The 26,259-nt window shown below is 66.8% G+C and carries 21 protein-coding genes and 1 tRNA gene; 14 read left to right on the plus strand and 8 right to left on the minus strand.

The genetic code is table 11. From position 1 onward, the window contains the following. The first annotated feature begins 31 nt into the window (after positions 1–31). Positions 32–385 carry a cupin domain-containing protein gene (locus ACSFA8_RS22085; RefSeq protein ID WP_435481624.1) on the plus strand — a complete coding sequence of 118 codons (354 nt, stop codon included), beginning with the start codon at positions 32–34 and terminating at the stop codon, positions 383–385. Between the two features lie 396 nt (positions 386–781). On the opposite strand, the gene ACSFA8_RS22090 is transcribed toward ACSFA8_RS22085, so the two are convergent. Next, the gene (locus ACSFA8_RS22090) at positions 782–2,236 is read right to left on the minus strand and encodes a glycosyltransferase family 2 protein (protein ID WP_435481625.1); all 1,455 of its coding nucleotides are present in this window, start codon (positions 2,234–2,236) and stop codon (positions 782–784) included. Positions 2,237–2,346: 110 nt separating this feature from the next. On the opposite strand from ACSFA8_RS22090, the gene ACSFA8_RS22095 reads away from it, so the two are divergent. Continuing rightward, entirely contained in the window at positions 2,347–2,913 is a 567-nt protein-coding gene (locus tag ACSFA8_RS22095; RefSeq protein ID WP_435481626.1) for a cytochrome b, read from the plus strand. Further along, positions 2,910–3,776, plus strand: coding sequence for an alpha/beta fold hydrolase (locus tag ACSFA8_RS22100; protein WP_435481627.1), 867 nt, complete (start codon positions 2,910–2,912; stop codon positions 3,774–3,776). Before ACSFA8_RS22095 ends, ACSFA8_RS22100 begins: the two co-directional genes overlap by 4 nt. A gap of 5 nt (positions 3,777–3,781) precedes the next feature. On the opposite strand, the gene ACSFA8_RS22105 is transcribed toward ACSFA8_RS22100, so the two are convergent. After that, complete coding sequence (locus ACSFA8_RS22105) at positions 3,782–4,699, minus strand: aldo/keto reductase (RefSeq protein WP_435481680.1); 918 nt, start codon at positions 4,697–4,699, stop codon at positions 3,782–3,784. 106 nt (positions 4,700–4,805) lie between these two features. Between ACSFA8_RS22105 and imuA the strand changes: the two genes are divergently transcribed. From imuA to ACSFA8_RS22145, 8 genes are all read left to right on the plus strand, one after another. After that, positions 4,806–5,603: a translesion DNA synthesis-associated protein ImuA gene (gene imuA / locus ACSFA8_RS22110; protein ID WP_435481628.1), complete on the plus strand. Its 798-nt coding sequence runs from the start codon at positions 4,806–4,808 to the stop codon at positions 5,601–5,603. Positions 5,604–5,664: 61 nt separating this feature from the next. After that, positions 5,665–6,993: a DNA polymerase Y subunit UmuC family protein gene (locus tag ACSFA8_RS22115; protein WP_435481629.1), complete on the plus strand. Its 1,329-nt coding sequence runs from the start codon at positions 5,665–5,667 to the stop codon at positions 6,991–6,993. Next, the gene (locus ACSFA8_RS22120; protein WP_435481630.1) at positions 6,986–10,333 is read left to right on the plus strand and encodes an error-prone DNA polymerase; all 3,348 of its coding nucleotides are present in this window, start codon (positions 6,986–6,988) and stop codon (positions 10,331–10,333) included. Before ACSFA8_RS22115 ends, ACSFA8_RS22120 begins: the two co-directional genes overlap by 8 nt. A 16-nt stretch (positions 10,334–10,349) precedes the next feature. Next, entirely contained in the window at positions 10,350–11,246 is an 897-nt protein-coding gene (locus ACSFA8_RS22125; RefSeq protein ID WP_435481631.1) for a hypothetical protein, read from the plus strand. Between the two features lie 200 nt (positions 11,247–11,446). Further along, the gene (locus ACSFA8_RS22130; RefSeq protein ID WP_435481632.1) at positions 11,447–12,457 is read left to right on the plus strand and encodes an alpha/beta hydrolase; all 1,011 of its coding nucleotides are present in this window, start codon (positions 11,447–11,449) and stop codon (positions 12,455–12,457) included. Positions 12,458–12,582: 125 nt separating this feature from the next. After that, positions 12,583–13,020, plus strand: coding sequence for a MarR family winged helix-turn-helix transcriptional regulator (locus ACSFA8_RS22135; RefSeq protein WP_435481633.1), 438 nt, complete (start codon positions 12,583–12,585; stop codon positions 13,018–13,020). Between the two features lie 140 nt (positions 13,021–13,160). Further along, complete coding sequence (locus tag ACSFA8_RS22140; RefSeq protein WP_435481634.1) at positions 13,161–13,514, plus strand: hypothetical protein; 354 nt, start codon at positions 13,161–13,163, stop codon at positions 13,512–13,514. A 229-nt stretch (positions 13,515–13,743) separates the two neighbouring features. Beyond that, positions 13,744–14,202: a response regulator gene (locus ACSFA8_RS22145; RefSeq protein WP_435481635.1), complete on the plus strand. Its 459-nt coding sequence runs from the start codon at positions 13,744–13,746 to the stop codon at positions 14,200–14,202. A gap of 32 nt (positions 14,203–14,234) precedes the next feature. Here ACSFA8_RS22145 and ACSFA8_RS22150 read toward each other — a convergent pair. The 5 genes from ACSFA8_RS22150 to ACSFA8_RS22170 form a co-directional block, all read right to left on the minus strand. Continuing rightward, a tRNA-Gly gene (locus ACSFA8_RS22150) sits at positions 14,235–14,308 on the minus strand. Between the two features lie 43 nt (positions 14,309–14,351). After that, positions 14,352–15,281 carry a JmjC domain-containing protein gene (locus tag ACSFA8_RS22155; protein ID WP_435481636.1) on the minus strand — a complete coding sequence of 310 codons (930 nt, stop codon included), beginning with the start codon at positions 15,279–15,281 and terminating at the stop codon, positions 14,352–14,354. A gap of 128 nt (positions 15,282–15,409) precedes the next feature. Next, entirely contained in the window at positions 15,410–17,659 is a 2,250-nt protein-coding gene (locus tag ACSFA8_RS22160; protein ID WP_435481637.1) for a xanthine dehydrogenase family protein molybdopterin-binding subunit, read from the minus strand. A gap of 9 nt (positions 17,660–17,668) precedes the next feature. Further along, the gene (locus ACSFA8_RS22165; protein ID WP_435481638.1) at positions 17,669–18,142 is read right to left on the minus strand and encodes a (2Fe-2S)-binding protein; all 474 of its coding nucleotides are present in this window, start codon (positions 18,140–18,142) and stop codon (positions 17,669–17,671) included. Between the two features lie 31 nt (positions 18,143–18,173). Next, complete coding sequence (locus ACSFA8_RS22170; RefSeq protein WP_435481639.1) at positions 18,174–18,551, minus strand: c-type cytochrome; 378 nt, start codon at positions 18,549–18,551, stop codon at positions 18,174–18,176. Positions 18,552–18,652: 101 nt separating this feature from the next. Between ACSFA8_RS22170 and ACSFA8_RS22175 the strand changes: the two genes are divergently transcribed. The 3 genes from ACSFA8_RS22175 (at position 18,653) to ACSFA8_RS22185 (ending at position 24,714) form a co-directional block, all read left to right on the plus strand. After that, a complete protein-coding gene (locus tag ACSFA8_RS22175) occupies positions 18,653–19,546 on the plus strand; it encodes a LysR family transcriptional regulator (RefSeq protein WP_435481640.1) in 894 nt (297 codons plus the stop codon). A 90-nt stretch (positions 19,547–19,636) separates the two neighbouring features. Continuing rightward, on the plus strand, positions 19,637–20,575 hold the full coding sequence (locus tag ACSFA8_RS22180) for a GGDEF domain-containing response regulator (protein WP_435481641.1): 939 nt from the start codon (positions 19,637–19,639) through the stop codon (positions 20,573–20,575). Between the two features lie 2 nt (positions 20,576–20,577). After that, positions 20,578–24,714, plus strand: a complete 4,137-nt coding sequence (locus ACSFA8_RS22185) for a CHASE domain-containing hybrid sensor histidine kinase/response regulator (protein ID WP_435481642.1) — start codon at positions 20,578–20,580, stop codon at positions 24,712–24,714. 31 nt (positions 24,715–24,745) lie between these two features. Here ACSFA8_RS22185 and ACSFA8_RS22190 read toward each other — a convergent pair whose 3' ends face one another. Next, complete coding sequence (locus tag ACSFA8_RS22190; RefSeq protein WP_435481643.1) at positions 24,746–26,224, minus strand: NAD-dependent succinate-semialdehyde dehydrogenase; 1,479 nt, start codon at positions 26,222–26,224, stop codon at positions 24,746–24,748. Positions 26,225–26,259 lie beyond the last annotated feature (35 nt).

Here is a 26,259-nt window from a genome sequence, read left to right on the forward strand (position 1 = left end):
CCGCGCCGACAACACCCCGAAGGAGATCACCATGGCCATTCCCCATGTGCAAGCCGGCGAAATCGCGAACGTGATGCCGCTCGGTGCGGATCTCGTCGGCACGCGCACGCACGCGCTCTTCAAGTCCGAGGATCTCGAGGTAATGCGGATCGTCATGCTGGCCGGCGACACCATGCCGTCGCACGCGGTGGCTGGGGAGATCACCCTTCAATGCATGGAGGGCCGTGTCGTATTGACGTATTCGGCAGGCGAGCGCGAGTTGATCGCAGGCCAGCTGATTCACCTCGCAAGGAACGATCCGCATGCCTTGCGCTGCCTCGAAAACGCATCGCTGCTCCTCACCATTGTTCTGCGGCCCGATCCGCACAATGGCCGCAAGACATGAACCACGGTCTTGCATTCAAGGATCTCGATCCGGCGTTGATCGGAGCGCTGAGGTTTCCGGGGCGGGATCAGGGCGGCGGGGCACGCTGCTCCGCGAATGTCCTCCGGGCTTCGCCCTCCCCCTTTATTTCGCTGCGCAGCGTGCCCCACCGCCCTGATCCTGGAAGCGATGTGACCGTTTCGCGCTGAACACCACGAGCGTGCCCAGGCCGCTGGTGGTGGGTGGCCCCTGCAGCGAAATAAAGGAGGAGCCGAAGGCGGGGGACATTCGCGGAAGGGGCCACCCGCCGCCAGCGGCCTACCCCGAACGAACCCCGAAACGCCAAGCACGAAGCGCGGGCGCCAGATGCTCCTGCCGGCAAAAGCCAGGTTCTTTATCTCTGAACGCGATCCGGTATCAGTCGCCCTCGCGCGCCAGCAGCCCGGCACGCGACTGCCGGCCCCAGGTGCCGCGCCCGGTGAGAAACATCCACCAGCCCAGCGCCGCACCGGTGTGCCGCAGGATCTGGAAAGTGAAGGGCTCGATCAGCGCCGCCAGAAAGGCTTGCGCCATGCTGGCCCCGCTGGCCTGGCCGATCCAGCGTCGATAAAGGTGCACTGACCACAGGTGAAACAGCAGGTCGAGCGCGATCTTGGCGCCGATCACGCCCGCCACCGGCGCGAGGATGCCGAGCTGGCCGCGCACCAGGTACACCAGCAGCAGCGCAAACGCCGCCAGGCCGTAGAGCGGCTGCAGCGTGTCGATCGCCTTGACCGGCAGCATCGCGGTGCCGAGCCAGCCATAGCGCCGGTCGCCGACCATCGCGCGGTACCAATACTGCGTCTGCAGAAAACCACCGAACCAGCGGCGCCGCTGGCGCAGGAAGGCCGGCACGCTGCTGGGTGCATCGGTATGGGCCTGCGCGTCGCCCAGCACCCGCACGCGCCATGGCAGCTGGTGGGCCTCGGCGTGGCGGTGCAGCCGGTGGATGAGTTCGTAGTCTTCCACCAGGCAGTCGGGGTCGAAGCCGCCGACGGCGCGCACTGCGTCGAGCCGGAATGCGGCGAATGCGCCCGAGATCAATAGCAGCCCGTTCAGCCGCATCCACGCGTAGCGCGAGAGGAAGTTGCGGATGTACTCATAGGTCTGGAACCACTGCAGGCAGCGGCCGCTCAACGTGCGGCTGCACACCGGGGTGATGACACCCGTGGCCGCCACCAGTTCGGGCTCGGCCGAGAAGGCACGGCGCACCGCCGCGATGGCCTGGCGGTCGAGCAGCGTGTCGCCATCGACCGTGAGCACGGTCTCGGTGCGGATGCAGAGCATCGCGGCATTGAGCGCGCGGGCCTTGCCGGCATGCGGCAGGCGCAGCCAGTACAGCGCGGGGTGCAAGGTGCTGGCGGCGCTGAGTTCGCCGGGCGCGGGCTCCGTGAAGCCGTAGCGCGTGGTCAGCAGCGCCGCGGTGCCGTCGCTGGAGCCGTCGTCGGCAATCACGATCTGGTCGGGCACATCGGTCTGGCCGAGCAGGGCGGCCAGCGTGACGGGCAGCACTGCGGCCTCGTTGTGCGACGCGATGATCACGCCGAGCGTGGCCGGCCGCAGGTCGGCCGCGGGCCGGCGGGCTGGTCGCAGGATCGGCAACGTGGCCCAGGCCACGAACAGCAGCAGCACGGTGTCGTAGGCGATGTAGGCGACGCCCACCGACCAGCTCCAGACGCCGCCAACCATGAAGGCCATGCTGAAGAGACCGAGCCAGAGCAGCAGCACGCCGCCGTGGATCAGCAGGCTGCGTGCAGGCGTGGGCGGTGGGGAGAGGCGTGGCGAGGCGGCCGTGAAGGCTGCGGAAAGGGCGCGCTGCTGGGAATCTTTCAAGAGAATGTCCGGTCGATCAAGGGGTACGCAGTCCGCGCGGTTTTGGTTTCGATGGCCCGGACTGACCCGGGACAATGCTGACAGACTCGATTCCCCTGCAAAAATTCCACATGCCCATGATTCCCGACCGCTACACCCGCCCCGCCATCCTGCTGCACTGGCTGATTGCCGCGCTGATGATCCTCAACATCGCCTTGATCCTGACGGTCGAGCAGTTTCCCGACGAATGGGTGCGGCCGGTGGTCGACACGCACAAGTCGCTCGGCATCACGGTGCTGGGCCTGGTGATTGTCCGCATTCTCTGGCGCGCCACGCACCGCCCACCCGAAATGCCCGGCAGCTACGGTCGGCTCGAGCGCTGGGCCGCGCATGCGGCGCACGGCGCGCTCTACCTGCTGATGGTTCTGCTGCCGCTCTCGGGCTGGATGCACGATTCGGCCTGGAAGGACGCGGCCACGCATCCGATGCAACTGTTCGGCCTGGTGCCCTGGCCGCGCATCGGCTGGATCATGGACATCGAGCCTGTCATGAAGGAAACGCTGCACACCGTTTTCGGCGCCGTCCACGAATGGGCCGGCTACGTGCTGTATGTGCTGTTCGCCCTGCATGTGCTGGGCGCGCTGAAGCACCAGTTCATGGACGGCGAACCAGAGCTGCAACGCATGCTGCCCCGATGAACTTCCCGCCCGATTCCGACCCCGGCGCACGCGCGGCCATCGAGCGCATCGAGGCGCTCGCCACCCATCACGACCCGGTGCACGAAGGCGTGCGCGTGCGATGGCGCCGCTTCGGCAAGGCCGACTCCGCGCAGCCGCCCATCGTGCTGCTGCACGGCGGCCATGGCAGCTGGATGCACTGGCTGCGCAACGTCGAAGCGCTGGCGGCAGAACGCACGCTGTGGCTGCCCGACATGCCAGGCTTCGGCGATTCGGGCACACCGCCGCGGCCCGGGGCGGACGACGCGGCGGTCGGCCCGCTGCTGAAAGCGCTGGGCGGCACGCTCGACATGCTGATCGGTGCCGGTACGCCGATCGACCTTGGCGGCTTTTCGTTCGGCGGCCTGGTGGCCGCGAAGTTCGCGGCCGGGCGCGGCGCGGTGCGGCGACTTGCCCTGATGGGCAGCGGTGGCCACGGCACGCTGCGGCGCATGACGGTCGAGATGATCAACTGGCGCGCCGCCGCGAACCGGGCGGAAGAACGCGCCGCGCTGCAGCACAACCTTGGCGCGCTGATGTTGCACGACAAGGGCTTCGACCCGTTGGCTTTCGAGATTCACGACATCAGCTGCCACGGCACACGCTTTCGCAGCAAGGAGGTGTCGCTCGCCGGCGGGCTTCAGGCCGCGCTCGACGTGATCGCGGCGCCGCAGTTGCTGGTCTGGGGCGAGTACGACGTCACCGCCGAGCCGCGCTCGCTGGTGGCGCAACTGACTTCGGGCCACCCGCGGCGTGAAGGCGTGGTGATCGACGGCGCCGGGCACTGGGTGCAGTACGAGCGGGCCGACGAGGTCAACGCGCTGCTGCTGCGCTTTCTGGCCTGAGCCGGTCAGACCGGCACGGACGCCGCATGCCGGCGCCAGAACGCGGCGTCGGGCGCAGGGCCCGACCCCGCCGCCGCGTTGTCCGCCATGTGCTCCGGCCGGCTCGTGCCGGGAATCGTGCAGGTCACGGCCGGATGGCTCAGCACGAACTTCAGCAGCACCTGCGCCCAACTCGTGCAGCCGATCCCGGCCGCCCAGCCGGGCAGGGGCTGGTCGCGCAGCTTGCGCAGCAGGCCGCCACCGCCGAACGGCATGTTGACGATCACCGCCACGCCGCGCTCGGCCGCCAGCGGCAGCAGGCGCTGCTCGGCCGCGCGGTCGTCCATTGAATAGTTGATCTGCAGAAAGTCGAGCTTCTCGGCCCGCAGCACGGCCTCGACCTCGGCATAGGCCGAAGCGGTGTAGTGCGTGATGCCGACATATCGCACGCGTTTTTGTTCTTTCCAGCCACGCAGCGTCTTGAGGTGGGTGCGCCAGTCGACCAGGTTGTGCACCTGCATCAGGTCGATGCGTTCGGTGCGCAGACGTGCAAACGACTGCTCCATCTGCGCGATGCCGGCCTCGCGGCCGCTCGTCCAGACCTTGGTGGCCAGAAAAGCCTGGTCGCGCTGCTTCGCCACGGCGAGCAGGTCGCCTGCCACGGCCTCGGAGCGGCCGTACATCGGCGAGCTGTCGAGCACCTTTCCGCCGGCGGCGAACAGTGCGTCGAGCACGCCCGGCAGCCGCTGGTATTCGGCGCTGTCGGGTGCCACATCGAAGCCGATCCAGGTGCCGCAGCCGATCACGGGCAGGGCTTCGCCGGTGGCGGGAATGGGGCGGGTGTTCATGGGGGTGGGCTGGCGGGGTTGGGCGAGGGCGGACAACGGCAGCGTGGCGCCGAAGGCGAGCCCGGCGCCGAGACGAAGGAAGCGGGATCGACGCAGGGAAGGAGGGTTCATGGCGGGTTCCCGAATGATCGCTGCGGTCATGCAAAAAGAAAAACCCATGCCGCCAGAATACTGTATAAAAATACAGTTACTCGATTGCATCATGGGCCTTCCTTCCCTCGACCCCTTTCTGACCTCCGGGCGGCACAACATGTGGCGCGGCGACGAGCTGGGCGGGGCCGATGCGCAGGTTGTCGGCTCCGGCCATGCCGCGCTCGATGCGCAGTTGCCGGGAGGCGGCTGGCCGGTCGGCGCCATGACCGAGGTGCTGCAGTCGGCCCCCGAGGCGCATGTGTGGCAACTGCTACTGCCTGCGCTGGCGCAGGCGGTGCAGGCGCGGGGCGGGCCGGTGGTGCTGATCGGCGCCCCGCACGAACCCTTCGGGCCCGCACTCGCGGCGGGCGGGTTGCCGGTGGAGGCGTTGATGTGGGTGCGCGGCGCGCCGGGCGGGGGGGCTCAACGCTTGTGGGCCTGCGAGCAGGCGCTGCGCTGCGCCGATGTGGCGGCCGTGCTGGCCTGGCTGCCGCAGGCGCGCGTGGGCGAATTGCGCCGGCTGCAGCTCGCGGCCGCGCAGCACGAAGGCTTGTTGTTCGTGTTCCGGCCCGAATCGGTGGCGCAGTCGGCCTCGCCGGCCCGGTTGCGGTTGCAGGTGGTGTCGGCCGAAGCCGGGCAGATGGACGTGCACCTGCTCAAGCGCCGCGGCCCGCCGCTGGCCGCGCCATTGACGCTGCCGGCCCGCAATGCGCGCATGACGGCGCTGCTGGCTGCCAGCCAGCTGCGCCGCAAGGCGCGGCTGCAGCAGCAAGGCGTTGCGATGCCCGCAGCGCCCGGCGGCATCGTGGTGCGACTCGATCTGCGCAGGAGGGAGCTCCATGCACTGGATCGCCTTGCAGTGGCGTGACGAGGCCTCCCGGCTTGCCCCTTCGTGTGCTTCGCCACTTCCCGAGGATCCTGCTTGCGCCATGCCCTCGCAAGAGGCCCTGGGCTGGTGGGCGCTCGGCTACACGCCGCGGGTAGCCTGGCTCGATGAAGCGCTGCTGCTCGAGGTGTCGGCCTGCGAGCGGCTGTGGGGTGGGCGGCTGCCTTTGATGCGCCTGCTCTCGGCATCCACACCGGCGCAGCGACTCCAGCAGGCGCAGGGTGCCACCAGCCTGATCGCGCTGGCGCGGCTGCGTCTTTATGCGGCCGGCGTGAAGCCGCCGGCGGACACACCCGCCGCCTTGCCCCTGCACACGCTCACGGCCGCGCGCGATCACCTCGACGTGCTGGAGCGCCTGGGCTGCCGCACCTGGGGCGACGTGGCGGCGCTGCCGCGCGGCGGGCTGGCGCGGCGCTTCGGCACGGCCTTGCGCGAGGCGCTCGATGTGGCCTGGGGCCTGAGTCCCGAGCAGCACCGCTGGCTCACGCTGCCTGACGTGTTCGAGCAGAAGCTCGAGTTGCCGGCGCTGGCCGAGACGGCGCCCGAACTCATGTGGTCGGCCAACCGCCTGCTCGCGGCGCTGCAGATCTGGCTGCGCGCGCGTCAGCGCGGGGCGGTCGCGCTCGAACTGCAGTGGACGCTGGATCTCAAGCGCTACAACGGCGTCAACCTGCCGCCGCACCAGAGCATCACCGTGCGCACGGCCGAGCCGACGCAAGACATGGCGCATCTGCGCCGTTTGATGAGCGAGCGGCTCGCGCTCGCCCAACTCGCCGCGCCCGCAAGCTGGTTGCGCCTGCGCTCGCTCGAAACCTCGCCCTGGGCCGGCGCCAGCACGAGCTTTCTGCCCGAGGACAACCGCAAGGGCGACAAGCTGCACGAACTGGTCGAGCGGCTCAGTGCGCGGCTCGGCGCGCAGCAGGTGGTGGTGCCGGTGGCGCAGGCCGACCATCGGCCCGAGGCGATGCAGGCGTGGCGGCCGGCATTGGCCTCCAGAGCGGAGATGCGGTCGCCGCCGGGCCGCCCCAAGGCGGGCCGCGCCTCCCCCCCGGGGGGTGGCGAAGCACACGAAGTGGCAAGCCGGGGGGCTGACATTTATCCGCCCTGGCTGCTGCGCGAGCCTTTGCCGCTCGAAATGCGCGATGGCCACCCGCATTACCGCGGCAAGCTGCGCCGCCTGGTCGGCCCGCAGCGGCTGGAGGCCGGCTGGTGGGGCGGCACGGCCGAAGAGGGCGGCCACCCCGCGGTGCGCGACTACTACATCGCCGAAAGCCCCGAAGCCGGCCTGGTGTGGGTGTACCGCGAGCGGCTGTCGGCGCCGCTCGCCTCCGACGAAGTGCCGCGCTGGTATCTGCAGGGCCTCTATGCCTGAACTCAGCGACAAGCAACTGCAAGCGCGCAGGCCGGCCCGGCTGCATGCGCTGCCGCTCCCTGCAGCGCCCGCGCCGGCCCTGGCCTTGCCGGATTACGCCGAACTTCATTGCCTGACCAACTTCAGCTTTCAGCGCGGTGCCTCGCACCCCGAGGAACTCGTGGCGCGCGCCTACCAACTCGGCTACCGCGCGCTGGCCATCACCGACGAATGCTCGGTCGCCGGCGTGGTGCGCGCGCACGTCGGCCTGCGCGAGCATCTCGAAGCGCTCGACGAGTACGACAAAACGCATCCCGACGAAGCACCGCAGCCACGCAACCCCGGATTCCGCCTGCTGTTCGGCAGCGAGTTCCGGTTCGAGCGCTTCAAGCTCGTGGTGATCGCGCACAACCTCGAAGGCTGGGGCAACCTCTGTGAGTTCATTACCGCGGCGCGCACCACCGAAGCTCCCAAGGGCGACTACCGCGTGAGCTGGGACGCCAGCGACGTCGCCTCGTTGCGCCATTGCGAAGTGCTGCTCGTGCCACAGCGTGTCTTTGGCGGCGCTGTCGATCTGGCGGCGCTCCGCGACGATGTGGCGGGCGCTGCAGCCCGGTTCGGCGCGAGCCTGTGGATCGCGGTCGAGTTGCTCAATGAACTCGACGACGACCTCTGGCTCGGGCTGCTGGCGCAGTTGAGTGCCGACACCGGCGTGCCGCTGGTGGCCGCAGGCGATGTGCACATGCATGTGCGCTCGCGCAAGCCGTTGCAGGACGTGGTCACCGCCATCCGCGAAGGCAAGGCCGTGGCCGGCTGCGGCTTTGCGCTGCAGGCCAATGCCGAGCGCCACTTGCGGCCGCGACTGCGGCTGGCCGACCTTTGTCCACCAGCGCTGCTTGCCAACACGTTGGTGGTGATGGAACGCTGCCGCTTCGACCCCGACGTGATCCGCGAGACCTACAAGTACCCGCTCGAGAACGTCGGTGGCGGCGAAACGCCGACGCAGACGCTGGTGCGCCGAACCTGGGAGGGCGCGGCCACGCGGTATCCGGCAGGCGTTCCGCAGAAGGTGCGGCGCCAGCTTCAGCACGAGCTCGACCTCATCGCCGAGCTCGAGTACGAGATGTTCTTCCTCACGGTCGAAGACATCGTGCGTTTCGCCCGCTCGAAAGAGATTCTGTGCCAGGGGCGCGGCTCGTCGGCCAACTCGGCGGTCTGCTATTGCCTCGGCATCACGGCGATCGACCCTGAAACCGGCAACATGCTGTTCGAGCGCTTCCTGAGCCGCGAACGCCGCGAGCCGCCCGACATCGATGTCGACTTCGAGCACCAGCGGCGCGAAGAGGTCATCCAGTACATCTACGGGAAATACGGCCGTGAGCGTGCTGCCATCGCCGCGGTCGTGATTCGCTACCGCACGCGCAGCGCCCTGCGCGACGTGGGCAAGGCGCTCGGCATCGACGCGCGGCTGATCGACGCTTTTGCCAAGGACCATCACTGGTTCGACGCCGAGATCCTCGATGCGCGGCTCGAGGAAGTGATGGCCAGCGCCGGCGTGCGCGAAAGCACGCTCCGGCTGCGCCAGTGGCTCGAGCTCACGCAGCAGCTCAAGGGCTTTCCGCGCCACCTGAGCCAGCACGTCGGTGGCTTCGTGCTCACGCAGACCAGGCTCACGCGGCTGGTGCCGGTCGAGAAGGCGTCCATGAAAGACCGCTCGGTCATCCAGTGGGAGAAGGACGACCTCGAAGCGATGGGCATGCTCAAGGTCGACGTGCTGGCGCTCGGCATGCTGAGCGCCATCAAGCGCTCGCTCGACTTCGTCAACCAGTGGCGGGGCAGCGCGCTGGAGATGCACCAGATCCCGAACGACGACGCCGAGGTCTACGACATGATCTGCGACGCCGACACCATCGGCGTGTTCCAGATCGAGAGCCGGGCCCAGATGTCGATGCTGCCGCGCCTGCAGCCACGCGAGTACTACGACCTCGTGGTCGAAGTTGCCATCGTGCGGCCTGGGCCGATCCAGGGCGGCATGGTGCACCCCTATCTGAAGAACCGTGAGAAGGAGCGCAAGGGCCAGCCCATCGTCTACAAATATCCGGCCTTGTTCGAAGCGCTGGGCCGCACGCTCGGCGTGCCGATCTTCCAGGAGCAGGTGATGCAGATCGCGATGATTGCCGCCAAGTTCACGCCCGACCAGGCCGACCGCCTGCGGCGCGCCATGGCAGCCTGGAAGCGGACTGGCGGCATCGACAAATTCCGCCAGCAGCTGGTGGGCGGCATGGAAGCCAATGGCTATGACCGGCCGTTTTCCGAGGCCATCTTCAAGCAGTGCGAAGGCTTCGGTGAATATGGCTTTCCCGAGAGCCATGCGGCGAGCTTTGCGCTGCTGGTGGTGGTGAGCTGCTGGCTCAAATACCACGAGCCCGCCTGCTTCCTCGCTGCGATGCTCGACTCGCAGCCGATGGGGTTTTATTCGCCCTCGCAACTCGTGCAGGACGCGCGGCGGCATGGCGTCGAAGTGCGCCCGGTGGATGTGATGGTGAGCGCGCTCGACTGCACGATCGAGGCGCGTGCGCCCGATGCGGCAACGACGGTCGACCCGCGCTTCCTCGACCGCTCGGGCAACCCCGGTCAGCCGGCCGTGCGGCTCGGCCTGCGCCGCATCGTGGGCCTGAGCAAAGCCGGTGCCGAACGCCTGGTCCAGGCCCGCGCGCAGGCCCCGTTCACCAGCACCGAAGACCTCGCCGTGCGGGCCGAACTCGAAGGCAAGGACATGGCCGTACTCGCCGGTGCCGACGCGCTCATGGCACTGTCGGGCCACCGCCGCCAGCAAGTCTGGGACGCGACCGCGCAACGCCGTGCACCCGCGCTGCTCAAGGGCGTGCCGATCCACGAGCGCGCCCTGCAGCTGCCCGCTGCGCCCGAGGGCGAGGAGATCGTCGGCGACTATGCCGCGCTGCGCCTCACGCTGCGCCGCCATCCGCTCGAGCTGCTGCGCCCGCGGCTGGCGCGCATGAAGCTGCTGAGCGCGCAGGAACTGCTGGCGCTGCCCGACGGCCGCACCGTGCGTGCCTGCGGCATCGTGATGGGCCGGCAACGCCCGCAAACGGCCAAGGGCACCATCTTCGTCACGCTCGAAGACGAGACCGGCAACGTCAACGTGATCGTCTGGAACCACGTGGTCGAGGCCTGGCGCGATCCGCTGCTGCAGTCGCATCTGCTGGCCGTGCAAGGCACCTGGCAGCGCGATGTCGACAGCGGCGGCAAGGTCTGCCACCTGGTCGCCACCGGCTTCAGGGACTTGACCCCGCTGATGGGCCGGCTGGCGCACAACCACACGAGCCGCGACTTCCATTAGCCCTTAATCTGTCGCCATGCACGCTGTCGAAATCACTGCCCACGAAGTGCCCGTCGATCCACCGCCGACCGGCGTGCCGCCGATGCCGCCTGCGGTGCCGCCCGGCCCGCCACCCGAGGGCGACCCGCCCGCGGTCGAGCCGCCCATCATCGATCCGATCATCACGCCGCCGGTGGCCGACCCGCCGCTCAACACGCTCATGCTGGGCCGCGTGCATGCGCGCAGGCTGCGCGAGGTGTACCGCTCGGCCGGCTGGCCTTGCTGCGACGCCATCGAAGTCGACCTGCTCGCAGCCGGCCTGCTGGCGCGGGTGCGTTCGGCGCAGGGCCACGAGACATTGCGCGTGACCGACCGCGGCATCGCACACATCGCGGACTCGCTCGTGGTCAACCGCGGCGCCTTGTCCACGCACGAGGCACTGGTCGAACGTGTGGCGCGCGAGATGACGCGCAACGGCCGCATCGCCTGGCGCGGCCTGAGCCTGCGGGCCCGGCTCGCGCCGACAGAGGAGGGCGGCAAGCCACGCTGGTGCATCGCGCGGCCCGACGTGTTCTCGATCCGCAACACCAGCGTCGAGGCCTATGCACAACCGGTCGTGCACGAGGTGAAGGTGAGCCGCGCCGACCTGCTCGGCGACCTGCGCAAGCCCGACAAGCGGGCCGCCTACCTCGATCTGGGCGGGGAGTGCTGGTATGTGCTGGGCAACGACGCCAGAGGCCGCTGCATCGCGTCGCCCGACGAGGTTCCCGAAGGCTGCGGTGTGCTGGTGCTCGAAGAGGGCCACCTCGCCGTGGCCCGTGCCGCCCTGCACCGGCCAGTGCAGCGCATTCCGTTCGGCGTGTGGATGGCGCTGGCCAGGGCGCAGCCGGTGCCCGGTTTCGACGACGAAGCGCAGGATTTGCTGGGTTCGTAGCCGGCCCCTTGTCCCTTCGACACTGCGGCGCTTCTATTTACATTGCACGCTAATCATTAGTGCGATAACATTGGTGCGTTGGCCCCCCGGGGACATGCACTTGGGGGCCGGCGTAGGAAGTGCGGGAGTTGCGTCATAAATACTTACCGCACTAACCATTTGCGTAGTTATTGAAGTCATCATCGACGAAAGGATTCATCATGAACATGTTCGCCAAAGCGATTGCGGCCTCTCTTGTCAGCGCCGCCGTGAGCGGGGCGATAGCCGCCGCACCGGAGCACACCACCAAGGCCTTCCTTGACGCGCTGGCCTCCGGCGGCGGCAAGCCGCTCGAACAACTGTCGGCCGCTGACGCACGTGCCGTTCTCGTAGGCGCCCAGGCGAGCGTCAAGCTCGAACTGCCGAAGGCCGACGTCTCGGAAAAGACGATCAAGGTCGATGGCAAAGACGTAAAGCTCAAGATCGTGCGACCGGCCGGCGTGACCGGCACCCTGCCGGCGTTCATGTTCTTTCATGGCGGCGGATGGGTGCTGGGCGACTTTCCGACCCATGAGCGACTGATTCGGGATCTGGTCGTCGGCTCCGGCGCAGTGGCCGTCTATGTCGACTACACGCCATCGCCCGAAGCTGGCTATGGCGTCGCAATCAACCAGGCCTACGGCGCCACCAAGTGGGTTGCCCAGCACGGCAAGGAGATCAAGGTCGACGGCAGCCGCCTGGCCGTGGCGGGCAACAGCGTCGGCGGCAACATGGCCGCGGTCGTCAGCCTGATGGCCAAGGACAAGGGCGAACCGAAGATCAGGTTCCAGGCGCTGCTGTGGCCCGTGACCGACGCCAGCTTCGACAATGCGTCATACAACCAGTTCGAGAACGGCTACTTCCTGACCAGGAACATGATGAAGTGGTTCTGGGATAACTACACGGTTGACGCTGCAAAGCGCAAGGAAATCTACGCCTCGCCGCTGCAGGCGACGGTGCCTCAGCTGCAAGGCCTGCCGCCTGCGCTGATCCAGACGGCCGAGTTCGATGTGCTGCGCGACGAGGGCGAGGCGTACGGCCGCAAGCTGGACGCCGCCGGTGTCGATGTCACGGTCACGCGCTACAACGGGATGATTCACGACTTCGGGCTGCTCAACGTGCTGGCCAAAGTTCCGAGTACCCGCTCGGCGCTGCTCCAGGCTTCTTCAGAGCTGAAAAAGCACCTGAAGTAATCGCGAACCCAACCAGCCGGAGCAACGCTGCTCCGGCTGCGAAGTCGCGGTCTCCGAGCCTGCATTCTTGCCGATGACCTTAGCGCGCTAATGATTATCATGCTGGACGTTATGGAGGCTTTTCTATGAGCAAGATGTCAGAGGCGATGCTGCTCGACCAGCAACTGTGCTTCAGCGTGTATTCGACGTCACTGGCAATGACGCAGGCGTACAAGCCGCTCCTGGAGGACATTGGCCTGACCTACCCTCAGTACCTCGTCATGCTGGTGCTGTGGGAGCGCGATGGGCTCACCGTCAAGTCGCTCGCAGAACGCTTGTCGCAGGATTCAGGATCCGTCACGCCGGTGGTGAAGCGTCTCGAGGCCGAAGGACTGCTCTTGCGCAAGCGGGACAAGCAGGACGAGCGCAACCTGGATTTGACTCTGACGCCGAAGGGGCGGGCCCTCCGGGAGAAAGGCGTCAAGGTGAATCAATCCTTCGCCAAGGTATGTGGCCTTTCGACTGACGATCTGGCGACGCTGAGAACCGGCCTGACCCAGCTACGGAGTCGATTGCAGGCCTAGTCAGGCCGTGCCAGGCGCGGGCGCACCCGAACGTAGGACGCATCCTACAGAACCTTGCTCGATTTACCGTCCTCCGCCGCTTTCGCGGAAGCATCTGATACCGACGCTCAAAAATTAGGAGACAACCTGAGGAGACAGCTGTGAGCGAAGCCATATTTTGTTTCGACACCGCCAGCGTGCGGTTTGCGATCTACCCGCCGGGCGCAGCTGGCGCGACCCGTGTCATCGTGGAGATCGGGGAAGATCCGTTGCGTGATCATTTCGGCGCGACCGGTGGCGGTGAATCGCTGCTCGAAGCGTACCAATTGCACAGCGATGAAATCGGCGAGAAGGCCATGGTGCGCTACCTGGCGGCGCCGCACAAACCTGTGTTCCTGACCAGCGCCGACTTCGATTGGATCGATCAGGTGGAAGAGATCCTGCACCTCGCACAGACCACTGCGCTGCAGGCAACCGGCCAACAGCAGCAATTGCGCGAGCCAGCCCACGCGTAGTTTCAACCCCTGCAGCGGGGCAGGGCTTGGGCTACGGCGGCGGTGAGGCTTCGAGCCTCCGCCTGCGCGGACACCGCGCGAACACGCAAGAATAAGAAAGTAGTAATCGGCGTCGAACGTCCATGCAGAGCCGTTCGGGCGCAGCCGCGCGCTGTCCTACGGGGCGAGACGCAGGCTGACGGCAGCGCGCGGGGGAAGGGTGCGGAGACTGTCGGGAGGAGAACCTCCAATGCAACAGCAAAAACTCATCACCTACCTGGCCGAAGACAACGCCGTCATTCTGGAAAATCTGATCGAGACCCTGCAGGAGATCGCCGAGGTTCGCGTGGTCGCGCATTCCAAGACCCAGGCGGAGACCGATCACTGGCTGGCGGCGCACGACGGCAGCTGGCATTTGGCGATCGTCGACCTGCAACTTGAAAGCGGAACCGGCCTGGGCGTGCTGGCGGGCTGCCGGAACAGGCAGCCGTACCAGAAGATCGTGGTACTGACGAACTACGCAACGCGCGAAGTCCGGCTGCGTGCGGCAGAACTCGGTGCGGACAGGGTGTTCGACAAATCCACCGAACTCGACGAGCTGCTTGCGTACTGCGCGGAGCAGGTTGGCAACCTCCAGCATGAAGACGTGCAGAAAGCCCAGGGAGAGGCGATGCGCCAGAGCCTCGTTGCCAGGGATGTGGAGGCCTGAGCGGTAGTCCAACATGTGGACCACCACCATGTTGGAGCGGGTGAAGGGAATCGAACCCTCGTATGAAGCTTGGGAAGCTGCCGTTCTACCATTGAACTACACCCGCGTGTCGTGCCGGATTCTAGCCGCGCGCGAATTCTCTCGACAGGTCAGTAGGCCCCTGGCGGCGGCGTGCCGCCGTTGCGGCGGTAGTGCGCGGCGCCGACCATGCGGCCTAGTGGCGCTTTCACGCTGTCGCGCAGCGTCGACATGCCTGGCTCGGTCGGTGTCATCTTCAAGGTCTGGCGCAGCAGGCGGTTGAACTGGTGCACCTGCGCATGCCGGCGCGTGACCGAGGTGTAGAAGGTCACGCCGAGTGACACGGACACGCCGTCGCCGGGCTTGACCCAGTCGGGTTCGGAGCGGGTCATATGCGGCGAGGTGCTCGGAAAGTAGATGCCGTCGCCCGGCCCGGTGTCGAACTCGTGGCTGCGTGCGCGGTACTCCTCTTTCAGGCGCACGCGCCTGAGCGACTTGGTGATGATGAAGTCTTCCACCGCGCTGGCTTCAACCACCGTGCGGTCGGTGTGGTCCCACACGCTCATGGTCTTGCGCCCGTGCAGCTGCAGCCAGAAATTGTTCTCGCGGTCGATGTGAAAGGGCGTCACCGAGGGCGGCGCAGAGAGGAACATGAAGCCGTTGATCAGGAAGATGCCTGGCTGCTCGCGCTCGATGGTCGGGCGCACGGTGTCGATGATCTGCGCCAGCAGCGTGGCATAGACCGGGTTTGCCTCGATGTTGTAGAGCGCCACCCACGAGTAGGGCTCGTGGATGCGCGCGAACACCTCGTCGATGCTCTTGCCGTCGGGGTGCTCGCCGTCATGCGCGAAGCTCGAGGCCTGCGTGATGCCGGGGCGCACGAAGCGGCACTGCTTCAGCGGCGCCAGGTACTTCGCCAGTTCGCCCAGCGCCGGCAATTGCAGCAGCGGATGCTCATGGAAGTTGTGCTTCAGCGGCGAAATGCAGTGGGTGCTGAAACCGGCCGCATCGGCGGGCGAGACGCGGTACTCGGCACTCGAAAGAGATGGGGCGGGCGGCATGCCTCGATGTTAATTCCAAAGAACTACAAGGCAATGCGCGCGGTCGCAATATGCCCAAAAGGCTAGTCAAGCCGCCCGCCGGCCATCGGCCACTTCCAGAAACACCGCGGCTTGGGCATGCTGCCTGGTCACGCCAGGTTGAAAGGCAACTGCCGCAGGGGGTTGCCGGTCAGTCGCGCGATGGCGTTTGCGAAGGCGGGCGCCAGCGGGGGCAGGCCGGGCTCGCCCATGCCGGTGGGCGCATCGGCGCTGGGCACGATGTGGACATCGAACTCCGGCATGTTGGTGATGCGGGCCACGGTGAAGTCGCCAAAGTTGCCTTGCTGCACTTCGCCCTCCTTCAATGTGATGGCGCTGCCGGGCAGGCACATCGACAGGCCCATGACCGCCGCACCCTGCACCTGGGCTTCCACGCTGCGCGGGTTGACGGCCAGGTTGCAGTGCACGCCGCTGGTGACGCGGTCGAGCACCGGCTGGCCATCCTTGACCGAGGCTTCCACCACGTAGGCCACCACGGAGTTGAAGGACTCATGCACTGCCACGCCCCAGGCACGGCCGGCTGGCAACTTCTTCTTGCCGTAGCCGCTCTTGTCCACCGCGAGCTGCAGTGCGGCGCGGTGGCGGGGGTGCTTGTCGCCGAACAGCTGCATCCGGTAGGCCACCGGATCCTGCTTGGTGCTGCGGGCGATCTCGTCGATCAGCGTTTCCATCACGAAGGCGGTGTGGGTGGAGCCCACGCTGCGCCACCACAGCACCGGCACATTGAGCTTGGGGTGGTGCACGGTCAGGCGCATCGGCACCGGGTACGGCTCGCGCATGCCTTCGGTGGCCGAAGCGTCGATGCCGTCCTTGACCTGGAACGGCTCGAACACCGTTCCCGTGAGGATGGACTGGCCGACGATGACGTGATCCCAGGCCAGGATCTTGCCGCGCTCGTCGAAGCCGATGCGCGCACGGTGCAGATGCATGGGGCGGTAGTAGCCGCCCTTGATGTCATCCTCGCGGCTCCACAGCAGGCGCACCGGCGCGTTCAGGCCTGCGGCGCGCGCGGCCTTGGCGATCTCGCAGGCCTCGACCACGTAGTCGCTCGAGCCCACGAAACGCCGGCCGAAGCCGCCGCCCGCCATCTGCACATGCACGCTCACCTGCTCGGGCTTGAGGCCGAGCACACGCGCGGCAGCAGCAGCGTCTAGCCCGGCGCACTGGGTGCCGACCCACAGTTCGGCGCGGTCACCGGACAGCTTGACGGTGCAGTTCAGCGGCTCCATGGGCGAATGGGCCAGGTAGGGGAACACGAACTCGGCTTCCAACTGCCGGGGCGCTGTGGCCAGCGGTGCCATGTCGGCGTCGAACTTGCGCGGACCCGGCTTCGTGGCCAGTTCGCGGTACTGAACCAATTGCCGTTCGCTGTCGACCTTCTCCACGGCGGCAGTGTCCCACTGCAGCTTCAGCGCGTCGCGGCCCAGCTTGGCGGGCCAGTAGCCGTCGGCCACCACGGCCACGCCTTCGGCGCCGCGATCCAGCGGCACACGCAGCACGGCCTTCACGCCCTTGATGGCGCGAGCTGCGCTGTCGTCCACCGACTTCAGGCGGGCACCGAACACGGGCGGATGGGCCACAACCGCGGTGAGTTGGCCGGGATGCTTGACGTCGATGCCGAAGTCCTGGCGCCCGCTGCTCTTGGCACGCGCATCGAGCCGCGTGGTCGGACGGCCAATGATCTTGAAATCCTTGGGATCTTTCAGCGTGACCTTCTCGGGCACCGGCAGGGCCATGGCGGCTTCGGCCAGTTCGCCGTAGCCCAGCTTGCGGCCACCCGGGCCGATCACCGTGCCGGCCTGCGTGCGCAGCGTGGCCACGTCGACATTCCAGCGCGCCGCTGCCGCCGACAGCAGCATGGCCCGGGCGCGGGCGCCGAGCTCGCGGTACTGGGTGAAGCTGTTCTTGATCGAGTTGGAGCCTCCGGTAAGGTGCATCCCGAAGGCGGGGTCGTGGTAGGCGGCGTCGTTGGTGCCGCTCTTGCTTCGCACCAGGCGCCAGTCGGCATCGAGCTCCTCGGCCAGGATCATCGGCAAGCCGGTCTGCACACCCTGGCCGAACTCGAGCCGGTTGATGGTCACGGTGACTTCGCCGTTGGCGGCGATCTGCACGAAGGCCAGCGGCTGCTGCGTCGGCTTCAGGGCGCCGGCAGGCTTTGCCGCACCATCGGCCTGTGCCAATGCCAGATGGGGAAACGCGCCGAGCGCCAGGCCGCCGACGCCGGCCAGCTTCAGGAAGCTGCGGCGAGGCAGCGTGGCGGCTTCGTCAGGTTGGCCTGCGGCCATCAGGCGTTGCAGGGCGCGCGGCAACTCGCTGAGGTCAATGTGGGTGGGCAACATGGCGATCCTTCAGGCGAGGGTTTTGGCGGCATCGGCCACCGCGGCGCGGATGCGGGCATAGGTGCCGCAGCGGCAGATGTTGCCGGCCATGGCCGAGTCGATCTCGGCGGCCGAGGGCTGCTTGCCCTTGGGCTGCGACTTGAGGAAGGCCGTCGCGCTCATGATCTGGCCGCTCTGGCAGTAGCCGCACTGCGCTACGTCGTGCTTGACCCATGCCGCGTACACGGCGTTGCCGACCGGGTCGCTGCCACCTGCCGCCGATTCGATGGTGACGATCTTCTTGCCTTCGGCCGCAGAGATAGGCGTGATGCACGAGCGGATGGCCTGGCCGTCCAGGTGCACGGTGCAGGCGCCGCACAGCGCGGCGCCGCAGCCGAACTTGGTGCCGGTCATGCCCAGCGTGTCGCGCAGGGCCCAGAGAATGGGGGTGCCGGGGTCGACGTCGACTGCGTGTTCACGGCCGTTGATGTGGAGCGCGCTCATGTTTGAATCTCTGCGGTTGGATGGATGGATATCACTTGGCGCCGTCGAGCAGCCATTGCGCGAGCGACTGCACGTCGGCATCGGGAACCTGGGCCTGCGGCGGCATGGGCATCGGGCCCCACTTGCCCGAGCTGCCGCCCTTGATGCTTGCAGCCAGTTGCGCGGCGGTTCCTTTGCCCTCGCCGTACCTGGCGCCGATGTCCTTCCAGGAGGGACCCACCACCTTGGCCGCGGGCTGGTGGCATGCGACGCACGTGTACTTCTGCGCCAGCGCCAGGCTGGCCATTGCGTGGGTCGGCCACGCGACGCTGACACCGATGCCCAGCACTGCAACGAGAGAGGTCGCCAGCGAATGCCGGACGGCTGTGATGCGGCCAGTGCTGAATTGCGGTTTCCGTGCTTCGGTCATTTCTCTGTTTCGTCCTTTGCGGGTTGTGCCGACTTTAGAAACATGGATAAGAAAGAAAAAGTGGTCAATGCCGCATGCCTTGTGAAGGTAAGCTTCAAGGTATGAAGCTGAGCCAACTGGATGGATTGATGGCGTTCTGGAAGGTGGCAGAACACCGCGGGTTCACCGCAGCTGCTGCGGATCTGGAGGTATCACCCTCTGCGCTGAGCCAGGCGATCCGGCAGCTGGAGACGCGGCTGGGCGTGCGCCTGTTGAACCGGACGACGCGAAGCGTCAGCCTGACGGAAGCCGGCCAGACCTACCTCGCCCGGATCGGCCCGGCCCTGGGCCAGGTCCTCGATGCGGGGGATGAGCTGAACGTTCTGCAGGGGCGACCCGCCGGGACATTGCGCCTGAATGCCGCGAGGATTTCCACCGCACTGGTTCTGCAACCCATATTGGCCGGCTTCCTCCATGAGCATCCCCATGTCCAGCTTGAACTGACCAACGACGAGGGCTTCGTGGACATCGTCGAGAAAGGCTTCGACGCTGGCGTCCGCTTTGGCGAGAGCATCCACCGGGACATGGTCGCCGTCCCCCTCGGTGGCCCGGTCGCCGTTGCGGTGGTGGCTTCCCCGGAGTACCTGCGGCGGGTTCCCGCGCCTCGCCATCCGGACGAACTTGTGCGGCACAACTGCGTGCGCTTCCGCTTTGCTGCAACAGGCACGATCTACAAATGGGAATTCGAAGTGGAGGGGCGCCCGGTGGAGTACGAGATCCAGGGCAACCTCACCATCAGCGACACGATGTTCGGCATCGATGCTGCACTCGAAGGCGTCGGGCTGGCCTATACCTTTGAACAGCTTGCACGGCCCCACATCCGGGCCAAGCGCCTCAAACGCGTGTTGGCTTCGTTCTCACCGACGTTCCCGGGCTTCTACCTTTACTACCCCAGCAGGCACGATCAACCGTCGAAGTTGAAGGCGCTGATTGAGTACGTTGGTCGACGCAAGTAAGTCGGTAGTTCGCTATTCCGGCCCGACCCGCGAGCGGGCTCGGGGTAATCTCCTGCACGGCAACGAAAAGTCGGGATGCAGAATGTTCCGATGAAAAAATCTGCGGTCGAAGCGAGCCTGCTTCTTGTCGATGACGACCCCTCGATCATCCAGGTGCTGAGCCGGATACTTTCGGACTACACCACCGTTCGATTTGCGACCAGCGGAGCGGATGCCTTGCGGCTCGCAAAGGAGGCGCTGCCGGATTTGATCCTGCTCGATGCGCAGTTGGGCGACATGAGCGGGCTGGAGGTGTGTGAGGCCTTGAAGGCCGACGCGTCGATCGCCGACGTTCCGGTCATCTTCGTCAGCAGCCACCAGGAAGCCGAACTGGAAGTGGCCGTGCTGCAGATGGGCGCGGTCGACTTCATCCGCAAGCCGTTCAATGCATCGCAGGTGACGGCCCGCGTCAACACCCAGCTCAAGCTCAAGCGGCTGTCGGACGACTTGCGCAAGTTGTCGCGGATCGATGGTCTGACGGGTCTGCCCAACGGCCGTGCCTGCGAGGACACCCTGACGCGCGAGTTGCTGCGCGCCTCGGAATCGAACCAGGCTCTTTCCCTCGTCATGCTCGACGTGGACTGCTTCAAGTCGTTTGAAAATCTGTACGGCCGCAAGGCTGCGGATGCCTGTCTCGCGGCGGTGGCCGAGGTAGCGCGCCGCGGTGTTCGCCGGCCCGGTGATTTCGTGGCCCGGCTGGACAACGACCGGTTCGCCCTGATCCTTCCCGATACGCCGCCCGAGGGTGGCTTTCACGTTGCCAACCGGCTGCTGGGCGAAGTCGAAGCCTTGGACATCTCGCATCAAGGTTCTTCCGTTTCGCGGCATGTGACGTGCAGCGCTGGCGTTGCCTCTTTCGATGCGTCCGTGCCTCGCGAACCCAACGCCACGGTTGACCACGAGCCCCTTCACCGGGCGGCCGGCAGCGCGCTCGCGCAGGCCAAGCAAGCCGGCCGGGCCCAGGCCTGCCTCATGTCCGCTCCCGGCTGAATGTGAGCAGATTCCTCAGCCGCCTGGGCCGTTCTTTTATCGCGCTGGTGGCGGGCTTGGGCATCGCCGTGGCCGCCGGACTCTGGCAGGCCAAAGACAACGAAGCACGGTCGAAGACCCGCTTTGACGCGTTGACCCGCCGCGCGGTCGAGCAGGTCGCCGCCCGCATGCAGGTGTACGAATACGGCCTGCGCGGGGCGCGGGGCGCAGTCATCGCCGCCGGCGGCGAGACCGGCATCACGCGGCTGGGATTCGCCCGGTACAGCGCCTCACGCGACATCGATCGCGAGTTTCCGGGATCCCGCGGCTTCGGCTTTGTCCGGCGGGTGCCGCTCGATCAGGAAGCGGCATTCATCGCCGCGGCGCGCCTGGACGGCAAACCCGATTTCGCCCTGCAGCAACTGGGTCCGAACGACGGCGACCGCTATGTGGTCCAGTACGCCGAACCTGCCGACCGCAACGGTCCCGGCTTCGGACTCGACATTGCATCAGAGCCCAATCGACGCGCTGCCGCCGACCGCGCGATGCTGAGCGGCGAAGCGACCCTGACGGCACCGATCGCGCTGGCACAGGAAAACCGGCCAATGCGTGCCTTCTTGCTGCTGCTGCCGGTCTACAGGATCGATGCTCAGCTCGCCAGGTTTCAGCAGCGCTTTCGCGAGCCCATGGCGCCAGAGGTTGCGCGCGCAGAAACCGTCGGCTGGGTCTTGACGCCGCTTGCCATCGACGAGGTGCTGAAGGGGTTCGACTATCAGGACGGCGCGTTTTCCCTTGCCCTGGCCGACATCACCCGCGCCGACCAGCCCGAGCGCTTCTTCGTGTCGCCGGGCAGTGCCTCCGCTGCGGCCGGCGCGCGGATGACCGCATCGCCGCTGCAACTGTTCGGACGCGTCTGGCAGGTGGAAGTTACCGCACAGCCCTTGTTCGCCACCCAGCTGAACCTGCGCAATCCCTGGGCGGTCTTCGCGGCCGGGGTCGCGTTGGCCGCAGTGCTGTCGCTGCTGTCGTACGTCTATCAGGTGACGCGGCGGCGGCAAGAACTTGCCGATGAGCAGCGCTCGCGGCTGGCGGCCATCGTGACCAGTTCCAACGACGCCATCATCGGCCGGCGCCTGGACGGAACCATCACCGACTGGAACGCCGCGGCAGCGCAGATCTTCGGCTACACCGCGGAGGAGGCGGTTGGCCAGCCCCTGCCGGATCTGCTGGTGCCTGCGGCGTATGAGCCGGAAGAAAAGGAAATGCTGCGCCACATCGCAGAGGGCAAGTCCGTCGCCGCATTCGAGACCTTTCGCCGGCATCGTGGCGGGGCCATGGTGGCCGTTTCCGTCGCTGCGGCGCCGATCCGGGCGGCCGACGGCCGGGTGGTCGGCGACGCGCAGACCGTGCGGGACATCACGCACGAAAACGCGACCAAGGCGCACATCCTCGAGCTGAACGCGATGCTCGAGCAGCAGGTGAGCGAGCGCACGGCTCAACTGCTGGCGCTGTCGACGCGCGAGCGGGCGATCCTGACCGGGGCGGGCAGCGCCATCATTGCGACTGATGTCAACGGCGTGGTGACCTTGTTCAATCCGGCTGCGGAGGCCTTGCTGGGCTATGCAGCGTCGGAGGTGGTTGATCGCGTCGAGATGAACCGGTTTCACGACGCCCAGGAGGTTCATGCGCGCGCCACGGCGCTGTCGGCCGAACTGGGCCGGCCGCTGGCCCCCGGCGAAGTGTTCGAGCCCGCACCGGGCGCGGGGTTGGCAGCCGCCAGCGAGTGGACTTACGTGCGCAAGGACGGCACCCGGGTTCCGGTTCATTTGAACGTCAGCGCCCTCTACGACGGCGAGGCGAACGTCGTCGGCTTCATTGCGATTGCGGTCGATCTTTCGGAGCGCAAGCTGGCGGAAGAGAAGATGCACAACAACGAACGCATCATGCGCATCGTGACCGACAACATTCCCGGCGTCGTCGCCTACTGGACGCCGGACATGCGCTGCACTTTTGCGAACAACGCCCATCAGCGCTGGATGGGCCGCTCGCCGGCGCAGATGATCGGAATCACGCAAATCGAGCTGCTCGGCACCGAGCAATTCAGCAAGAACGAACCCTTCATCCGTACCGCGCTCGCCGGCCAGCAGCAGCGCCTCGAACGCACCCGCACGCTCTCGGATGGAACCACGGTGCACTACTGGCTGCACTACATTCCAGACCGGGACGGCGATGTCGTCAAAGGCTTCATCTCGGTGGCGGTCGACGTGACCGAAATGAAGCGCGCACAGACCCAACTCGAGAACCTCAATCTCGCCTTGAACGAGCGCCGCGACCAGGCGGAGTCGGCCAGCAAGGCGAAGAGCGAGTTTCTGGCCAACATGAGCCACGAGATCCGCTCGCCGCTGAACGCGGTGATCGGGCTGACCTATCTGCTGCGGCAGACGCCCCTGGACACCCGGCAGCAGTCGTTCCTGCAGAAGATCGATGCCGCCGGCAATTCGCTGCTGGGCGTGATCAACGACATTCTCGACATCTCGAAGATCGAGGCCGGCGAGATGGCGCTGGACGAGTCCGAGTTTGGCCTGCGCGAGTTGCTGAAGGACGTCGCGGCCATGATGACCGTGAACGCCAACCACAGGGGCATTGCGCTGCGGCTCGACGCCCCGGAAGACCTGCCGGCCCGGGTGCGCGGAGACGTCACCCGCATCCGGCAGATCCTCGTCAACCTGCTGAGCAATGCGATCAAGTTCACTGCACAGGGTTCGGTGCGGCTGAGCGTGCAGGCGCAGGAGAGCATCGGGGATCGGCTGCGCCTGCGCTTTGCGGTGACCGATACCGGCATCGGCATCGAAGCCGATGTGCTGGCCCGCCTCTTCAGGCCTTTCACGCAGGCCGATACGTCGACCACGCGACGTTTCGGCGGCACCGGGCTGGGCCTGTCGATCGTCAAGCAGCTTGCCGAGCTGATGGGCGGCGAGCTCGGTGTCAGCAGCACGCCGGGCCGCGGCAGCGAGTTCTGGGTGGTTCTGCCGCTCGAAGTCGTACCCGACGGCGCATCCCGGCCGTCCGCACTCGGCGCGTTGGTGGACGATGTGCCGTGGAATACGCCGACCGAACAGCGCCTTTCATCTGTGCGTGTGCTGGTGGTGGACGACAGCCCGGTCAACCTTGAGGTCTGCCAGCACATTCTCGAACGCGAGGGCGCACAGGTTGCGTTGGCGAACAATGGCCGCGAAGCGGTCGAACTGCTGCGTTCGACCCCTCTGGCTTTCGACCTCGTCCTGATGGATGTCCAGATGCCGATGCTTGACGGCAACGAGGCAACGCGACTGATTCGGCGCGAACTCGGTCTCACTTTGCCGGTGATCGCATTGACCGCCAGCGCACTCGTAGCCGAACGGGAGCGCGCATTCGAGGCGGGCATGGACGACTTCGTCAGCAAGCCTTTCGATGTGGAGGCCCTGATCCGCTGCGTGCGCGGCTATGCGGATCGGGCCCAGGGCCGGCGCGTGCCGTCGGCGGCCGAGGCGGCCGCCGATGCGGTGCATTTACCCTTGGGCTGGCCATCGATAGAAGGCATCGACGCGGCGGACGCGGTCAAGCGCCTCGGGGGCGATGTGGCGCTGCTGCGAAGCGTGCTGCGCCGTCTGCTCGCCGAATTCGGCGATCTTGCGCGCGTGAGCGCCGCGTCTTCGAGGAGCGAATCGTCGGCCGTCTTGCCGGCGCGCCTGCACAAGCTCCATGGCAGCGCTGGAATGATGGGCGCCAAGGCCGTCGGCCGACTGGCGGCCGACGCCCAAGCCGCCCTGAAAGCGGGCGACCGGGGCCGGGCCGACCAGATGCTGCGCGCGCTGAGTGGAGAACTGCACAAGCTGCAGATGGCGGCGAAACCGTTTCTCGATGCCGAGGACGCCAGGACTGCGGGTGCGGGTCCGGGCTCCGCAGCCGGCGCGGACACTGCGGCCTCGCTCGAACCGGAGGATCTGGCCCTTTTCATCGACAGCCTGCGCAAGCAAAGCCTGGGCGCGATGGCGCTGTTCGACGAACTCGCCGCCTCGCTCCAGGGTTCGCTCGGCAGCAATCGCTTCGAGGCGCTGCACCGCGCCATGCAGGATCTTCAGTTCAAGCGCGCCATCGAGCTCCTGCAGGAGCCGGCCTGACCCGGCTTCTGGGCGAGTCAGGCGCTGTGCGTCACTTCAGGATGTCGCCCAGGCACAGGTACTTGATCTCGACATAGTCGTCCATGCCGTGGTGCGAGCCCTCGCGCCCCAGGCCCGACTGCTTGACGCCGCCGAAGGGCACATGCTCGGTGGCGATCACGCCGGCATTGATGCCCACCATGCCGTACTCCAGCGCCTCGGCCACGCGGAAGATGCGGCCGACGTCGCGGCTGTAGAAATAGCTGGCCAGGCCGAACTCGGTGTTGTTGGCCGCATCGATGGCCTCCTGTTCGGTCTTGAAGCGGAACACCGGGGCAAACGGGCCGAAGGTTTCTTCGCGCGCGCACAGCATGTCGGCGGTGGCTTCGGCGATCACGGTCGGCTCGAAGAACTGGCCCTTGATCTTGTGCCCGCCGGCCAGCACCTTGCCACCCTTTGCCACTGCATCGTCGACGTGGCGCTGCACCTTGTCGACGGCGGCGTTCTCGATCAATGGGCCCTGCATCACGCCGTCTTCAAAACCGTTGCCGACCTTGAGTGCCTTGACCTTGGCGGCGAACTTCGCGACGAAGGCGTCGTACACACCGTCCTGAACGTAGAGGCGGTTGGCGCACACGCAGGTCTGGCCTGCATTGCGGTATTTGCTGGCCATTGCGCCTTCCACGGCCGAGTCGATGTCGGCGTCGTCGAACACGATGAAGGGCGCATTGCCGCCGAGTTCGAGCGACAGCTTCTTGACGGTTGGCGCGCTCTGGGCCATCAGGATGCGGCCGACTTCCGTGCTGCCGGTAAAGCTCAGGTGCCGCACGATGTCGCTCTCGCACAGTTCCTTGCCGATCGCGATGCTGTTGCTGCTGTCGGCCGTGAGAACGTTGAGCACGCCGGCCGGAATGCCGGCGCGCACCGCGAGTTCGGCCGCGGCCAGTGCGGTGAGCGGCGTGAGTTCGGCCGGCTTGATGACGACGGTGCAGCCGGCGGCCAGCGCGGGCGCGACCTTGCGCGTGATCATCGCCAGCGGAAAGTTCCACGGCGTGATGGCGGCGCACACGCCGATGGCCTGCTTCATGACCAGCAGGCGGCGGTTGTTGTCGAACTGGGGGAGCGTCTCGCCGTTCACGCGCTTGGCTTCTTCGGCAAACCATTCGATGAAGCTGGCGCCGTACGCCACCTCGCCCTTGGCCTCGGCGAAGGGCTTGCCCTGTTCGGCCGTCATCAGGCGGCCGAGGTCTTCGGTGTTGGCGATCAGCAGGTCGAACCACTTGCGCAGAACGATGCTGCGTTCCTTGCCGGTCTTGCCGCGCCAGGCGGCCAGTGCCTTGTTGGCCGCGGCTATGGCGGCGGCCGCATCGCTGCGGGTGAGGTTGGCGACGTCGGCCAGCTTCAGGCCGGTGGCTGGGTCGTTCACGTCGAAACGGCTTGCGCCCTTTAGCCACTGGCCGTCGACCAGTGCATCTGTCTTGAGCAGGGTCGGGTCGTTGAGCAAGGCGAGGGGGGAGGTCTTCATGTCCATGTTTTTCTTCCAGGTGTGCGGAGAGGGGCTGCCTG

Source organism: Variovorax nitratireducens, from assembly GCF_051216545.1.
Lineage (GTDB): Bacteria > Pseudomonadota > Gammaproteobacteria > Burkholderiales > Burkholderiaceae_C > Variovorax.